This is a genomic window from Nitrosovibrio tenuis (genome assembly GCF_900109785.1).
Classification (GTDB): domain Bacteria; phylum Pseudomonadota; class Gammaproteobacteria; order Burkholderiales; family Nitrosomonadaceae; genus Nitrosospira; species Nitrosospira tenuis_A.
Genome location: NZ_FOBH01000005.1, coordinates 187,605 through 203,392, shown reverse-complemented (window position 1 = coordinate 203,392; position 15,788 = coordinate 187,605). Strand labels below are relative to the sequence as shown.

General features: G+C 51.8%; 14 protein-coding genes and 1 tRNA gene. 7 read left to right on the top strand and 8 right to left on the bottom strand.

Annotated features, from left to right (window positions below; all coding sequences use genetic code 11):
- Positions 1 to 158: 158 nt before the first annotated feature.
- Positions 159 to 235 (top strand) — tRNA-Arg (locus BMX00_RS08760).
- A 398-nt stretch (positions 236 to 633) separates the two neighbouring features.
- Here BMX00_RS08760 and BMX00_RS08755 read toward each other — a convergent pair.
- Positions 634 to 792, bottom strand: a complete 159-nt coding sequence (locus tag BMX00_RS08755) for a DUF3309 family protein (RefSeq protein WP_090828636.1) — start codon at positions 790 to 792, stop codon at positions 634 to 636.
- Positions 793 to 991: 199 nt separating this feature from the next.
- On the opposite strand from BMX00_RS08755, the gene BMX00_RS14350 reads away from it, so the two are divergent.
- The 3 genes from BMX00_RS14350 to BMX00_RS08745 all read left to right on the top strand — a co-directional run bounded on the left by BMX00_RS14350 (position 992) and on the right by BMX00_RS08745 (position 3,408).
- Positions 992 to 1,114, top strand: a complete 123-nt coding sequence (locus BMX00_RS14350; RefSeq protein WP_143053072.1) for a transposase — start codon at positions 992 to 994, stop codon at positions 1,112 to 1,114.
- Positions 1,115 to 1,132: 18 nt separating this feature from the next.
- On the top strand, positions 1,133 to 1,258 hold the full coding sequence (locus BMX00_RS14990) for a hypothetical protein (RefSeq protein WP_281245902.1): 126 nt from the start codon (positions 1,133 to 1,135) through the stop codon (positions 1,256 to 1,258).
- Between the two features lie 935 nt (positions 1,259 to 2,193).
- Complete coding sequence (locus BMX00_RS08745; protein WP_090828634.1) at positions 2,194 to 3,408, top strand: ATP-grasp domain-containing protein; 1,215 nt, start codon at positions 2,194 to 2,196, stop codon at positions 3,406 to 3,408.
- Between the two features lie 180 nt (positions 3,409 to 3,588).
- Here BMX00_RS08745 and BMX00_RS08740 read toward each other — a convergent pair whose 3' ends face one another.
- The 6 genes from BMX00_RS08740 to egtB form a co-directional block, all read right to left on the bottom strand.
- The gene (locus tag BMX00_RS08740; protein WP_090828633.1) at positions 3,589 to 3,918 is read right to left on the bottom strand and encodes an uS11 family ribosomal protein; all 330 of its coding nucleotides are present in this window, start codon (positions 3,916 to 3,918) and stop codon (positions 3,589 to 3,591) included.
- Between the two features lie 193 nt (positions 3,919 to 4,111).
- Complete coding sequence (locus BMX00_RS08735) at positions 4,112 to 4,495, bottom strand: hypothetical protein (protein WP_143053070.1); 384 nt, start codon at positions 4,493 to 4,495, stop codon at positions 4,112 to 4,114.
- A gap of 285 nt (positions 4,496 to 4,780) precedes the next feature.
- Entirely contained in the window at positions 4,781 to 6,643 is a 1,863-nt protein-coding gene (gene mnmC / locus BMX00_RS08730; RefSeq protein ID WP_090828631.1) for a bifunctional tRNA (5-methylaminomethyl-2-thiouridine)(34)-methyltransferase MnmC2/FAD-dependent 5-carboxymethylaminomethyl-2-thiouridine(34) oxidoreductase MnmC1, read from the bottom strand.
- A 257-nt stretch (positions 6,644 to 6,900) separates the two neighbouring features.
- On the bottom strand, positions 6,901 to 7,650 hold the full coding sequence (locus BMX00_RS08725) for a TerC family protein (RefSeq protein WP_090828630.1): 750 nt from the start codon (positions 7,648 to 7,650) through the stop codon (positions 6,901 to 6,903).
- A gap of 214 nt (positions 7,651 to 7,864) precedes the next feature.
- Positions 7,865 to 8,833, bottom strand: coding sequence for an L-histidine N(alpha)-methyltransferase (gene egtD / locus BMX00_RS08720; RefSeq protein WP_090828629.1), 969 nt, complete (start codon positions 8,831 to 8,833; stop codon positions 7,865 to 7,867).
- Positions 8,820 to 10,148 (bottom strand): ergothioneine biosynthesis protein EgtB, encoded by a 1,329-nt coding sequence (gene egtB / locus BMX00_RS08715; protein ID WP_090828628.1) that lies wholly within the window; start codon positions 10,146 to 10,148, stop codon positions 8,820 to 8,822. The genes egtD and egtB overlap by 14 nt, the downstream gene beginning before the upstream one ends.
- Positions 10,149 to 10,760: 612 nt before the next feature.
- Between egtB and BMX00_RS08710 the strand changes: the two genes are divergently transcribed.
- On the top strand, positions 10,761 to 11,216 hold the full coding sequence (locus BMX00_RS08710) for a PRC-barrel domain-containing protein (protein ID WP_090828627.1): 456 nt from the start codon (positions 10,761 to 10,763) through the stop codon (positions 11,214 to 11,216).
- A gap of 95 nt (positions 11,217 to 11,311) precedes the next feature.
- Complete coding sequence (locus BMX00_RS15030; RefSeq protein ID WP_342707149.1) at positions 11,312 to 12,019, top strand: PRC-barrel domain-containing protein; 708 nt, start codon at positions 11,312 to 11,314, stop codon at positions 12,017 to 12,019.
- Positions 12,020 to 12,103: 84 nt separating this feature from the next.
- Here the strand turns inward: BMX00_RS15030 and BMX00_RS08700 are convergent, their stop codons facing one another.
- Complete coding sequence (locus tag BMX00_RS08700) at positions 12,104 to 14,488, bottom strand: ATP-dependent DNA helicase (protein ID WP_245727955.1); 2,385 nt, start codon at positions 14,486 to 14,488, stop codon at positions 12,104 to 12,106.
- A 232-nt stretch (positions 14,489 to 14,720) separates the two neighbouring features.
- On the opposite strand from BMX00_RS08700, the gene BMX00_RS08695 reads away from it, so the two are divergent.
- Positions 14,721 to 15,743, top strand: coding sequence for an SDR family oxidoreductase (locus BMX00_RS08695; protein ID WP_090828625.1), 1,023 nt, complete (start codon positions 14,721 to 14,723; stop codon positions 15,741 to 15,743).
- Positions 15,744 to 15,788: the final 45 nt, after the last annotated feature.

Sequence of the window (15,788 nt, the reverse complement as noted above, 5' to 3'; positions counted from 1 at the left end):
CGCCTCTTCCTCCCAAACTGTTATTAAATATATCCCATGTGAAGCGAACGTTCATATTCCTGTTAAGGGCGGTTTCCTTTGACTTGCCAGGCTACCAGTCTGATATAATTACGGGTAGCAATTGCGAATTAAAATTGAGTAACAATTGATCAGCTTTAGCGCCCGTAGCTCAGTTGGATAGAGTACTTGGCTACGAACCAAGGGGTCGTGGGTTCGAATCCTGCCGGGCGCGCCATATAAACAGAGGAGTTAGATGAAAGTCTAACTCCTTTTTTCTTTTCTTTTAGGGAAAATCCAAAAAGTGCCCAACAAAGTGCCCAACAGTTTGCGATGCTGAACAGAGCAGAGCCTTATAAAGTCAAACTCCAGAGAATTTCTAAGACTCTCACAGCGATTCGATATCACTGACACTGTGCCAGGTTAGAAGGGGGGTATGGGACCACAGGCTCGGCACCCCCGCGCTGTCTCCGAAGTATGGCTTATACAGTAAAGGCCGTTTTTTGGGTGGATGTTAAAGTAATTTACGGAAGAGAAATAACGAAGCTTTTCGACGTTTAAACGCGAAAGTTAGGTCACCAAGCGCACTGAGGAACCAATATTCGATGTGAGCAATGCGCTCATACGGCTCAGAAGCTATATGTAGCCCAACAGAAGCAGAATCACCACTACTAGCAGCACTAAACCTATGCCGCCACTGGGGCCATAACCCCAGTTGCTGCTGTAACCCCAGGCCGGAATCGCCCCCACAGCCGCGAGTATCAGCACGATCAAAAGAATGGTTCCAATAGTCATTTCGCTCTCCTCGTGTGGTTTTCGATTACACATTTTTTATTCTTGTTCTTTTCCGAAGTTTTCTCTGTTCGTTGACGAACGAAATAGCAACATCGGCCCTGACAAAACGAGGCATCGAAACGACATGAGGATGATCTGCTAAGAATCATGTAGCTACCCACAGAGTGAGTCTTCATGTTAATTTTGACATGGGGGCTATATGAAGAAGCCATTTAATGAAGAGCAAGTCATTGGCATTTTGCGTGAGGGTGAAGAGGATGGGGTGGTCATCCGCGACGTTTGCCACAAGCATAATATTACTGAGCAGACGTTTTTCCGTTGACGCACCAAGTTGGGGCGCATGACAGTATCGGATGCCCGCCGGTTGAAAGATCTTGAATCAGAGAATGCCAAGCTGAAGAAGATTGTTGCCGAGCAGATGCTAGCAATCGAAGGGCTGAACGAAATTGCAGCAAAAAAATGGTGACCCCGGCAGCCAGACGCGAGGCGCTTGGAATCCTGATAAGCAAGGGATTATCGCAGCGGTTGGCATGTCGAATGCCGGGGGTAAGTCGTCGTATTAATAGTTAGGGCTCAAGCAACCTGACAAGGATCGTGCTGTTGCTGCGCAGCTAATGAAAGCATCGGGTCGTTATCCTCGATTTGGATATCGGCGCATTGCCGTGATGACGGGCCAAAGCAGTGGCCGTGTATGGCGATTATGGAATCGGCTGGGGCTGAACTTGCCCAAACACCGGCCCAGGAAGCGGGCGGGCAGTTTTATAACAACGAGCGCCCGCATTCTGCGCTCGGCAATCGAACACCGGCTCAAGCTGGTCAGAGACGATGCCAAAATCAGAATGCTTGAACCGGAAGACTCTTTCAAAACTGACTACAAAAACTTATAGCAGGTCACCGGGACTCACGTGATCGGTTTTTGAGAAGAGGTGATGGGTGCTACGCCAATGCAAGCGCCTGACTTTTTTGCCCAGAAAACTTTGGGCTCCGGCCACCCGGTCAGAAGCTCTTCATGTACGTAAGGTTCCAGACTTCATCAGGGCAATTATAGACAGCGCAGGAAATTCTTTCGATATTGCCCTCTGCGGTTCGAATATAAGGAACGAGTTGGCTCATCATTACCCCAGACGGCATGAGGGTTTTTATAATATCCCGTAGGTTGTTATGGATGTGTCATTTTTTTGTGAAACTATAGTTTACTTAATGGGCAGAGCCTCTTCAATCTCCCGATTGCCCGCCACCCGCTGCTAACGCTAACCTGGAGTTCACGCTTGTAGGGATGAAGGTTGAGATAGCCTATTCAACTGCTTCGCCCTGTAATGTCTTACAGCTATCGGCTGTATCGAAAAGATGGTTTACTGCCCGATTCCAATCCTTCCTAAGCCGGGTGAAAGGGCAAAAATAATGTATAAGCTTGAGGCTCTCTTGATAGGTGGTGGTTGGCCCGATGTGATGATGGCCGTGCTCGGATTATTAACCAGGGCGGGATTTGTTGTTGACGTCATTTCTACCAACGCCTTTTTAACAAAAAATAAATCTGTACGGAATTATTTTCTTGCCAAAAAAAACGACGTTTTATTGAAAATTGTTTCAGAAAGAATAAAAAAAGAATATGCCCTCATTGTTATTGGCGATGATCCTACGCTTGGAAAAATATTGAATTCAAATTTGCCCGATGAAGATAAATTAAAGTTACTTCCCGTCATCTCGGATAAAAATTTTAGTCACGTTTTTTCTAAAATTGGTTTGTCAGTTGTCTTTCACAAAAACGGAGTTACAACTCCTGATTATCGGATCGCGAATAATGAGCATGAATTAAAAACTTCTGCACGAATGTTAGGTTACCCGATATTTGTGAAGGTCGATTCGTCTGCCGGTGGCCTCGGTATATTTGAATGTCTGAATGACGATGACCTGGATAATCCACTAAACAAATTGCGGACATATCCCGTTCTGGTACAGAAGAAGATAGAGGGCGTTGAGATGTCCATGGAAGCTTTTTATCAAAATGGCGAACTAATCCATTTTGCATGCTCAACACAAGAAAAATATACATACAAATTTGGCCCCACTTCCGTGAGGAGGTATACGCAACTCGCTTGTTTGGAAAAAGATGTTTTTGATGAACTTAGTTTGATCGGCAGAGCGCTTGGAGCTGATGGTTTTGTGAATATGAGCTCTATCCGGTCCGATTACGATAAGAGATTATATTTTTTTGAGGCCGACATGAGGCCCAATTTATGGGTAGGCCATTCAAAATATTTTGGCGACGATGTGGCCAAAGTGATCAGCCGGTATTTCACCAGCGGCGAAACGGTTAAGTATCCATATCCGTTTAATCCCGAATATCCTGAACAAGTTGTCATATCTCACTATTCCAGAATAAGATTGAGTGAATTGGTTTTAAACCGCTATCAGGTTTGGGAGCACCTCCCTGATAATTTTTTATATATCACGCTGCGCTATAAAATATGGGGAGGGGTAGTTTCATCCAAGGTTAGATTGTACAAGCGCCTATTGCCGAAACGGTGGCGGTTAAGAATCAATAATACCCGTCGTCAGATAAATATCCGCTTTATGCAATTGTTGTATGGGGACGGGCCTAACCCTGAAAGATGACTTAGAGAAGACGGCGATTATTCAGGGGAATTATTCAGGAGAAGAGGGTATGAGCCCAGACTCGGGGGTATCAGATCAGATAAACCTTACCGCTTGGACAATCCGAATTTGAACGGGTTACAAAGTAGGGTCACAAAGTAAGGGTTATAAAATAAGGGTCACGAAGTAAGGATCACGCAGTCATCTTTGGCGTAGCAAGACGAACGGGGGTTCGTTTGTACCTCGCTCGATAATCCGCCCCTGACCGTACTGCACTACACGGTCGTTTTTGAGAATTACCGAGTAATCGATCTTCTCTACATTAAGCCCATTGGTCAAAAGCCAGCCATTGATCTGGCGGTCAACGTAATGCAGCGCTTCATAATCCCCGCTCCGTTGAAAACCGTCGGGATTGCCGATGGTGTTTATAACTTCTGCTTTTGTCAGACCTTCCCGTAGGGCGACTGTCTTTCCTGTAGCGCAAGACGCCAAAGTCAGTGCGCAAAGCAGGGCAATAGTGAAACACTTCAAAACTCTCTCCCACTGTGCTGAAAAAAAGCCGAGCAATATATCAGCTCGGCCACATTCTGTCGTGTTCGGCGCGTTTAGCTGCTACCTCGCTGCTCACGCTTGTCGCTTCTGCCAAGTCCAGCACTTTGCAACGTCTATAAGATTCCCCACTGCCTATGCGTCGCCGCGCTTGGGATTTGCTGAAAGCGTCTTCTTATGCAGATTCTCCCTTCACGAGCGAAAGGTTCGTATCGTTCGTCAAGCCCCCTAGAAAGCGCTGGAAATGAGCATCTTTTCTCAGCACGGCACGCACGTCAATTACAAGACGCATTCGTCCACTTCCCAGCCTTAACAGCTTCAGGTAGTTGGGAAAATGATGATGCGCGGGCACAGCAATGCCGCCCCCCGGCCGGTGAGGATAATTGATCCAGTCCGGTATGAGGCCGCACTGACGCAGGGTGGCTTCCGATTCTTCGAATACATACGCAGTCACACCGATCGCCGCGCTCTTCCACTGACTAACCGGTATGAGTGTGTGCGACGCCTGAGGGCTGGATTGTGAAACGTGCACTGCTATGCGCCTGGGTTTAGGGTTCATAACACTCCTCTGTAAGCGGTAAACTCATTCCCGGCACCAGCCAAGCGCAACAACCAGGATTGAGTCCTGATAACGCTTACAATCGCCCCATGTGCCGATTATCGAGGCTGAGTTAGCCGGGAAACGTCGCGTATTTTACGGCTTTTATAACGGTTGTGCACTGGACTGAAGTACACCTCTTGCAGATATTTTTATCCTGATCCGATCAATCCAGGCTAGCGTGTCGGGTTCGTATCGGGGGTTCTAAACTGTTGGGCTGGATGAGGCTACCAGGGCAGTCCCTTTTTACCCTGTATGCTTGCAAACATCTTTACTTTGCAACCACTTTGCGGGAGTCAGCGCCTTGACGATAGCCCATGGCAAAGGCAGCAATTGCCCACAAGCGGCTGCCGCGATCAATTCGCCAGAAAGTCCGGCGGTTATCAAGCCGCGAGTGCCATGACCCAGGCTGGTATACAGCCCCGGCAATAATTCGCCGACCAGTGGCATGGCGCCGGGAACAGACCCTCTCACCGATGCGCGGCCAGACAGTTGCCCAACATCCAGCGCATCAAAATACAGGGCTCCGGCCAATGCCGGGGATATTTCCGCCAGCCTGGACAAATTCTCGGCATGATCTCGTGCGCGCAAGTCAACCCCTTCATCATTGAAATCGTGCGTCGCCCCTGCCATATGCATTCCTGCGACCGCGGGGGTTATGTATCCGCCACCGCATAGGATGGCGCGTAGCCTATTGCTGTGCAATGTGGCAGGCAGCGCGGTAATCTGCCCGCGCACCGGCGTCAATGGAAGATTAGTTAAAGGCGGGAGCGATTTCACCTGATACCCGATGCATACCGCCACGATCTGAACCTCATAAGATGAGCATCGTTTATGTGAGTTTTCCATTTTCACAAGCCAGCCATTATTCACTGCCGTCAACGATCTTACCCGATGTCCCGTAAGCTGCTGGATGGCTGGGTTGTCGGCCAGTGCGGCGCACAGGCGAGGTGGAACCAGCCAGCCAGCGGCTGGGAACAATAAGCCGCCATACGGCAATTCGATACCCGCCAGGCTGGATGCCTCAGCCGCATCCACACGCCGCATTACATGCGGTGGCCAACCGAGCGCAAACAATTTATCGATGCGTTTGGTTTCATCCGCTGAAAACGCCAATTGCAATTCTCCGCATTCCGCGCGGGCAATCCCATCGACAGGCAGTTTTTCGTCGAGCAAGCCGAGGGCATGTCCATAGGAGGCGAGTACAAAGTGCTGGAGCGGGTTCATGCCCGCGCTCAAGCGAGCGTGCAATATGCCAAGAGGATTGCCTGATGCCGCGCTGGCCAATACTGATGCGCCTTCCACCAGCGTAACTGAGATTCCTCGCATGGCGAGTGCCCAAGCGGCGGCACAACCGGATATCCCGCCCCCGATGACAATGGCTGTTGTTGGCACGGGCCCTGGGGTGCGCGCTGAGGTGTGCGAAGCGGGAAGGCAACCCCGCAGCATTTCGCGCTTGCGGCCGAAGCCGCGCGATTTGTACACTTGAAACCCGGCTTGCGCCAGGCCGCGGCGTACCGGCCCAGCGGAGGTATAGGTAGCACATGTGGCGCCCGGCCTGGACGCATTCGCGATGTGCTCCAACACCTGCTGTGTCCACATCTCGGGGTTGCGGGCCGGTGAAAAGCCATCCAGAAACCACGCGTCTATACCTCCGCGAATTTCAGGCAGTGCCTCGGCCACATCGCCTATTACCAGTGTTAGCCGTACTCGCCCGCCATCCAAGACCCATCGATTCCAACCCGGGACACGGCGCCGCCAGCGGGCAATCAGGTTGCTTGCATAATGGCGCAACTCCGGCCAAAGCGCCAAGGCATCGGTCAGCTCCTGCTCTTCAAGAGGATATTTTTCAACGCTAAAAAAATCCAGGTTACTCGTTAAAGGGGCGGTCTTGTCAAAAAGTTGCCAAGCGCATAAAAAACTCAAACCTGTGCCGAATCCTGTCTCGCCTATGGCAAATCCATCCCCACTCGACAGTGACGCAAAACGCTCAGCCAGCCGGTTGCCTTGCAAAAATGTATAGCGTTTTTCCTCGAGTCCGGTATCCCTCGAGAAATAGATATCGCTGAATTGGGATGAAAACGGTTGACCGTGCTGCCAATCAAGCATTCGGATAAGGTTTAACCGGATGTAACAGGATATTGTGGTAAATCTTCAGCTTCTGTTACCGGATGATGGAATAGGGAGCAATCTGCATGAATTTCGGTATTTGCTGAAATGGAGGTGCGGGTAAAGGAATGGAACGAAGGTACGGAACGAAGTCTGAACAAAGTACGGGACAAAAGGCAAAGGTAGAAGAAAGTTTGTAGCCCGTGGAGGAGCGCGCCAGATAGATATGTTGCTGTACTCATAGCCCTCATGAATAATCAGTCAAGATCATTCGCCCGGTTGCGGAGTTTGACGGCCTCCGCACTTTTTTTACGCATCTGAAGATTGATAAATTCGACGCTGACCGAAAAAGCCATTGCAAAATAAATGTAGCCTTTCGGGATGTGAATACCGAAACCTTCAAGTATCAGCGTGAGCCCTACCAATATCAGGAACGCAAGCGCGAGAATCTTAATGGTCGGATGAGTTTCCACAAAATCTCCGATGGGCTTTGCCGCCATGAGCATCACCAGCACGGCCAGCACAATGGCAATCGCCATCAAGGCGATATGCTCAACCAGACCGACAGCCGTAATAACCGAGTCCAGGGAAAATACGATATCCAGGACGGCAATCTGCACCAGAACCATTCCCATGCCGGTAGCCACGACCTTCGGGCTGTGTTCCCCTGCGCCTTCCAGGCTATTATGTATTTCGTGCGTCGCCTTGGCGAGAAGAAACATGCCGCCCCCGATCAGGACGATATCGCGCCCTGAAATCGAATTATTGAGTATCTTGAACCATGGTTCGGTGAGTCCCATTACCCATGAGATAGAGAAAAGCAAACCAAGCCGGGTAAGCATCGCCAGGCTAAGACCCATCCTTCGTGCAAAGTTGCGCTGAGTCTCTGGAAGACGGCCTACGAGAATCGAGATGAAAATGATGTTATCTATGCCTAAGACAATTTCAAGGGCAGTTAGCGTCACTAGCGCTACCCATGCTTCCGGGCTCGTCAGCCACTCAAACATTCATTTATCCTTTTTGCTTAGACTCTACTTGGTCGCCACTATTCTACGCGCTTCCGCAGCGGGAGATTACCATCGGATTTAAATGAATTTCAATCTGCGGATGGCTATGGGGAGGGATTGATGAACGTCCGAACAAGCAAATGCGTACGCTGGAACTAGCGAAGAGCCAACTAGCGAAGAGCCAACTAGCGAAGAGTCTTAAGCAGACTTTTTTTTATATTACCACGCCGAGGCTTACCGCGAACCAGCAATTAGAGTCTGTCCAGGTGTGTTCCACGTTGAAGCCGCCGCGCTGGAGCAAGTCCTCCAAGCATTCAATTGTGTACTTATAGCTGTTTTCCGTGTGAATGCGCTCACCCTGATAGAAGCGCAATGTCGTATCGAGGGCATCGACTCTGACCGATTGGCGACAGGTGCTTTCCAGATGCAACTCCATCCGCGACGCTGTTTCGTTCCAGAACGATACGTGGGAAAAGGCATCGGGTTCGAAATGACCGCCCAGCTCCCGGTTGATCCGGACGAGCAGATTCTTGTTGAAGGAAGCGGTGATTCCGGCACTGTCGTTATATGCCGCGTGCAACACATTGCTATCCTTCACCAGATCGACGCCAAGCAGTAACTGGTCTCCGCTTGATAAGTGCCGGGCGATATTTTGAAGCAGCGAAATGGCTTCGCGGTGTTCCAGATTCCCGATACTCGATCCGATGTACAACACCAGACGCGGCGGTGGGTGGTGCTCGATAAACGTCAAGTCCTCAAAATCCCCGACATGCGGATGCACATTCACCGCCATCAGTTCTCTTTCCAGCTCGTCTTTGGCCAACTGCAGCGCTGCATCGGAGACATCAAGGGGGAAATAATCGACACTGGGTTGCCGTTGCAGCAATGAACGCAGCAATATCCGCGTCTTGGTTGCGGTCCCGGCGCCAAGCTCGCTGACCGATATTTCCTGGCCGAGCCGAGAGCATATTTCTTCGGCATGAGTCGTTAATATTCCCGCTTCTGTCCGTGTCGGGTAATACTCGGGCAAACGGGTGATCTGTTCGAATAAAGCCGAGCCTTGCGCGTCATAAAGCAACTTCGGCGACAACATTTTTGGGGTGCGGGATAGGCCTTCGAGCACATCGCCGGCTATGGGAGACAGCGGTGCCGGTACCTGCTTTAACTGTTTAAGTGCAATCATGGGCGAGCCTTATACCGGAGAACTGCCAGCGCATCTGTGGCGGAAAAAAATTGCGGTAGGTAGTGCGTATATGCGATTCAGGTGTTACGCACGAGCCGCCACGCAATACCATTTGATTACACATGAATTTACCATTGTATTCCCCCTCTGCGCCTGCGGGCGTGTGGTAACCGGGATAAGCGGTGTACGGGCTCGAGGTCCACTCCCAGGTATCGCCAAAGATCTGTTGCAGGCTCATCTGTCCCGAGCTCATCTGTTGAGTGGGCGCCGGGTGAAAGTTTTCTCTCTCCAGCAAGTTATCCGTTTTTTTTGCTGAATCCCTGACTGAATCCGCGGCTATCTCCCACTCTAACTCCGTTGGAAGCCGGGCACCCGCCCACCGGGCGAACGCATCGGCTTCATAAAAGCTCACATGACATACGGGCTCGGCGGGGTTCAACGGTACCACGCCTTTGCAAGTGAACTGAACCCAGGTGTCACCCGCCCGTTCCCAGTAGAGCGGCGCTGTCCACCCGTTGGCACAAACATGATCCCAGGCGTCTGATAGCCACAGTTCCGTGCGGCGATAGCCGCCATTGTCCACAAAGGCCAGGTATTCCTGATTCGTGACCAGCCGGGATGCGATAGAAAAGGGTTTTATATAGGTCTCATGCCGCGGCAATTCGTTGTCAAACGCGAAGCCGCGCATGGTATGGCCTGCCTTATTATGGCCTGCCTTATAAACACCTTCATCGAAACGGCACCATGTCAGCGGCGCAATGGTTGACGCGCCGGATTCGACCGCCCGCATCTGGCTGGGTTGATAGCTTGGGCGTAAGGGATTCATCCAGAACGCATGCTTGATATCCGTAACGATGAGTTCCTGATGTTGCTGCTCGTGATTCAGCCCCAGTTCGAGCAATCGTAAAAGCTCAGCAGAGAGCCCGCGGCCGAGTAGTTCGTGCATGGCGTTGTCCACACGGGTACGGTAGAGCCGGATCTGATCGAGGGACGGGCGAGAGAACGTGCTGCGGAGCGTACGATGAGGGTGACCTCCAAGTTGCTTGTAATAGGAATTGAAGAGGAAGCTGAAGCGCGCATCGAAAGGGGCATAACCGCGCAGGTGCGGCACAAGAATAAACGTCTCGAAGAACCATGTGGTATGCGCGATGTGCCATTTTGCCGGACTGGCCTCAGGCATGGACTGAACCATCTGGTCTTCCGGCGTGAGGGTTTCGACAAGCTTCAACGTTTGATGGCGAACATTATCGTATCGCTCAGTCCATTCGCGCGATAGCAATAATGGGTCGGTAAGCAAACTGGAAGTCTGGGGCATACTTTATCTTCCCTTTTATGAGCGCTACCTTAAATCAGCTGGAAACTATCCTGCCAAAGACAGTAAACCTTATGAATCTGATTAATCGTACGGAGCTCCTGAACAACAATCAGAAGACCTGATCGCTCATTGGCGGCTGAACGACAGGTAGTGAGATTCACGGACCATTCGTAGTTACGGCCGTGAATGTGCATTAATTTCATGGGCCTTAATTAAGCGGAGACTCCATCGAAAACAAGTTCTACTCATCGGTTATTCGGTTCTGTCGCAGTTGGTTCTGCTCGTTTCCGAGTAAATAACCAGGTAACTAATCGGTTTGGGTCTTGCTCGTTTATAGATAAATTATCATCGAACCTGGGAATCTCGCTCTGTGCGCTGGCAGACATACGCCACGCTCAACGTCAGGCTGGTTCTGTCAGATTGAAGCAGATGGGAGGCAATAAGGGGTTTTTGTACGTTACCGCACCGACCTCTTCCATCAGTTACCGCATCCTGTACACGTCTGGAACGCGCTGGTTCCATGGTTCCACATCGGAAGGCGGAAGGGCGCGTCAGGGGATAAGAAGAAATGGAAAAGACCAGGAATCGAAACCACTTTTACAGGAGATAAACATGAGCTACGAAGACCGAGATACCTATGGCATGTATAAAAGCTCCGGCGAAGGGCCGGGGCCCCGCTTGATGGGAGCGAGTACCCTCATAGGAGAGGATGTTTATAATCATAAGGACGAAGACCTCGGCGATATCAAGGAGATCATGCTCGACATGAACAATGGCAAGGTCGCCTATGCAGTGTTGTCCTTCGGGGGATTTCTTGGGATTGCTGACAAACTTTTCGCCGTTCCGTGGAGCGCGCTGAAGCTTGACACGGAGAACAAGCGGTTCATTCTCAATGTGGATAAGGAACGTCTGGAATCCGCTCCCGGATTCGATAAGGACCACTGGCCGGATATGGCGGACCCCAGCTGGCAGAACACGATCAACGCCTACTATGGAACTCAGCCATATACTAATACAAGCCGTGCAGACACAACGTACACAGAGAAAAAATCATCCCAGGTAAAATAATACCGCAGGCGCCCAGTGGTGCGGGCAGAGTAGTGGACAAGCGCAACGAAGCGTCCGTGCGCTGGAATTCGAAACTACTTTAACAGGAGATAAATATGAGCTATGAAGAACGAGATACCTATGGCATGTATAAAAGCTACGGCGAAGGGCCGGGGCCCCGCTTAATGGGAGCGGACACACTCATAGGAGAGGATGTTTATAACCATAAGGACGAAGACCTCGGCGATATCAAGGAGATCATGCTCGACATGAACAATGGCAAGGTCGCCTATGCAGTGTTGTCCTTCGGGGGATTTCTTGGGATTGCTGACAAACTTTTCGCCGTTCCGTGGAGCGCGCTGAAGCTTGACACGGAGAACAAGCGGTTCATTCTCAATGTGGATAAGGAACGTCTGGAATCCGCTCCCGGATTCGATAAAGACCATTGGCCGGATATGGCAGACCCCAGCTGGCAGAACACGATTAGCGCCTTCTACGGAACCCAGTCATATACTGAACCAAGCCATGCAGATACAAGCTACAGAGGCAAAAAATCAACGCCGGAAGAACTAATACCGGAGGCGCCGCCTGGTGCGGACAAAGTAGTGGACAAGCGCAAAGAAGCATATGAGGCGCTGGCGGACCATAAACCCGCCCCACCGCCGGATACCCCCGTACCGGAGTCGCCGAGTGGTCCCGGCATAGTAATAGACAAGCGCAACGAAGCATACAAGCCGGACACAAGACCCGCCAAACCATCGGATAGAATAATACCGGAGGCGCCGAGTGGCCCCGGCATAGTAATAGACAAGCGCAACGAATAAAAAATACCCTATCTTGCTCCATAAAGGGGGTGGGTTGATCCTTTACAGTTCTCTTTGTAGTTCTTTTTCACAAAAGGGGCAGGATCATCCTGCCCCTTTTGCCTTATTTCGTTCCACTTTCCACCAGCGTGGCAGCAGGCGAAGAACGTCCACCTGAGTAAACCTGTCATCGATAAGATAGATCACGCCCTCATCCAGTTGCGTGCGAATCACTCGCCCCGCAGCTTGCACGATCTTTTGCATGCCTGGAAAGAAATACGCATATTCATAGCCCGCATGAAAAATAGCCTCCATGCGTCGCCTGATTTGTTCATTGACGGGATTGACCTGCGGTAGTCCGAGGGTGGCAATGAAGGCACCTCTCAGGCGTTTGCCGGGAAGATCGATACCTTCAGCGAATGATCCACCCAGCACCGCAAATCCTATTCCCTGGCCGGTTGGCATAAAGCATGCGATAAATTGATCCTGCTCGGCCTCGTCCATTCCACGAGTTTGTTGCCAAAGGGGTATGTCCGGATACCTTGATTTAAATAGAAGGACTACACTTTGCATATAGTCAAAGCTGCTGAAGAATGCGAGATAATTTCCGGGCTCTTTTGCATATTGTCCGGATATCAAGTCAACAATTGGTGAAACGGAAGCGTTGCGATGCCGATATCGGGTTGAAATATTGCTGACGACCCGGACCGATAATTGCTCGGATTTAAATGGCGATTGCACCTCAATCGCCGCCACATTTACAGGCAGCCCCAACATATCCTTATAAAAGTGCGTGGGACTTAATGTCGCGGAAAATAGCACAATGGACTTCGCGGCGGCAAAATGCTTTGTAAGAAAGGGGGCAGGAATAACGTTTCTAAGGCAGAGCACCGAGTGGATCCTGTTATTTTCCGGGAATTTTCCGTCATCCCCTACGATTTTCGTTAAATCGAACAGCGAGTGCCGATCAAATAATTCACCCATCCGGGAGAAGTGCAGCGCATCGAAGTAGAAGCGTTGCAATTCTTCGCTGATGCCATTGGGGTTCTCGGTAAGATAACCCGTGATGGCGAAGATGGCTTGCTGCAATGCCATTAAAAACTTATCGGATACCGCAGGGTAAACCTCATAGGCGGTTGCCTGTTCCTTATTCAGTTCGTTCCAGCAGCGGTTGACGCGATCAAGACCCTTCTTGAGCGCTACGGGTGCGGATCGGCGCATTTTCTTGAAATCGGTTTGATCCAGTTCGGCTGTATACATCATCCGCGCACGGTCGAGCAGGTTGTGAGCTTCATCGACCAATATGCTTACATGCCACTGGTTGGCGATGGTCAATCCATATAGCGTTGCGTTCAGGTCGAAGTAATGATTGTAGTCGCCGACGATTACATCGCACCAACGGACCAACTCCTGGGCGAGATAGTAGGGACAAACCTGATGCTCGCGGGCGATAGCGCGCAGCGAACTCTTGTCCAGCACGCCCGCGCACTCCGCGTTACCCCCATTTGTCGGGCCCGTTTTGAGCGCAGCGGCTCGCGCCTTCGGAAGCCGGTCATAGAATCCCCGGGCCAGCGGGCACGACTCGCCATGGCACGCCTTTTCGGGGTGCTCGCACGCCTTATCCCGTGCTGTTAATTCGAGCACTCTCAGAGGCAACGCGGCCTCACCCTCTTTAATCAGCTTGAGTGCATCGAGCGCAAGCCCGCGGCCGGAAGTCTTGGCCGTTAAAAAAAATATCTTGTCCAGTTCCTGGCTGGGACAGGCTTTGAGCAGCGGGAACAATGTGCCAATGGTTTTACCGATCCCGGTGGGCGCCTGCGCGATGAGGCAGCGGCCGTCGCGCGCTGCGCGGTACACAGCTTCAGCCAATTGCCGCTGACCCTGGCGAAATGATGAATGGGGAAAGCGCAGGGCAGTCAACGCCCGGTTGCGCGTCGTCCGATGCGCCACTTCCTGTTCAGCCCAGGACAGGAAGCGTTCGCACTGGTCTTCAAAATATCGCTCGAGTGTGGCGGCCTCATGGGATTCGCTCAGCAGAGTTTCCTCCTTGCTGACGATATCGAAGTACACCAGCGCTAGACCAATTCGGGGCAGTTCCAGTTTCTGGCACAGCAGCCAACCGTAGATCCTGACCTGGGCCCAGTGGAGGCGACGATGATTGTCGGGCATCGTGCTGAGGTCGCCCCGGAATGTTTTGATCTCTTCGAGCTGGTTCTCAATTGGGTCGAAGCCGTCTGCCCGGCCGCGAACATGCAACTGCTTGTAATTTCCCGTTAGGGTTACTTCCGGCTGGTAGTGAGAAGCCCGGCGCGACGTAACCGTACCATGCCCGGTAATGCCTTCCTCGGCTGAGGGCCCCGGGGTGAAGCGCCGATCGAGATCGCCTTGCTTGGCAGTGAATTCGCACAGCGAACGCACGGAGATTTCATATTTCATCCGGTCCCCCAAGTCGCTTGTTTCAGCTCTGGGGTTGAGCTTTTGCTGCAACACTTTATCTTAATAGGTTGTGAAAAGAACAATTCTAGATTTTCCTATAAATTGCGCCCGGCGAGGTGGCGTATTTATCGCGTTGAAGCCTAAGCATCATCGCCGGGTGGGTGGATGTCCGGGCCGGCTCGTTCCTTGACAGTCTTGGGTTTGTGGCCTAGGTTGAGGAGGCATACTCAAAGATTTTTTTACCCATGTAGACACCATCCTTAGTAATTATCATAGGAAAATGGGCATGAAACAAAAGAATGAACCCAGTGCTCCACGGCGCCAGTTCGTGGGTGAAGTGACAGCCGGCCTTGTCGCAGTGCTCGTGCCCCCAGCCTTTGCACAAGAAGGAAAAGCTCCTGCCGACTCACGGCGCACGCCCGGTCAATCCGGCAAACGGGATCCAACTACGCAATACCCCCGCCCCCCCTTCCGCCCGCAGCGGCAGGACCCGCCTGGCCTTGCGGGCAAAATGGATCCTCGGCCCGATCATGGTGAAACAAGCTATCAGGGCTCCGGCCGGTTGGTAGGTCGAAAGGCACTCCTGACAGGCGGCGATTCAGGCATTGGCCGTGCCGCCGCAATTGCCTTCGCGCGCGAGGGTGCCGACGTCGCGATCAATTATCTCCCGGTCGAGGAGCCAGATGCTCGAGAGGTAATTGAGCTGATCCGTGCGGAAGGGCGCAAGGCGATAGCAATTCCGGGTGACATTCGTAACGAGGGCTTCTGCCACAGGCTGGTTACAACTGCTGTTCGCGAACTGGGCGGCCTAGATATCCTTGTCAACAATGCAGCCATGCAGACCGCACAGCCCTCAATTGCAGATCTTACCACCGAGCAGTTTGACTCGACTTTCAAGACCAACGTTTATGCGATGTTTTGGATCACCAAAGCGGCCATGCCTCACCTTGAGCCCGGCGCGGCAATTATTAATACGGCTTCCGTTCAGGCTTATGATCCGTCTCCGACGCTGCTCGATTATGCGCAGACTAAAGCATGTATTGTTGCTTTCACAAAATCATTGGCTAAGCAGGTTGCCAAGCAGGGCATACGGGTAAATGCAGTGGCGCCGGGGCCGTTCTGGACCCCCTTGCAACCGAGCGGCGGGCAACCGCCGGATAGAATTACCACATTCGGCGGCGATACTCCGCTTGGTCGTCCAGGTCAGCCGGCGGAATTGGGACCCCTGTACGTCTTGCTTGCTTCGCAGGAATCAAGCTACGCGACCGGTCAAGTGCTCGGTGAGTCGGGTGGAAGTGGCCAACCCTAGCGCCGCGGCAAGGGTCGTCGGAAAAGCAGCGTTTGCCCGCATTAC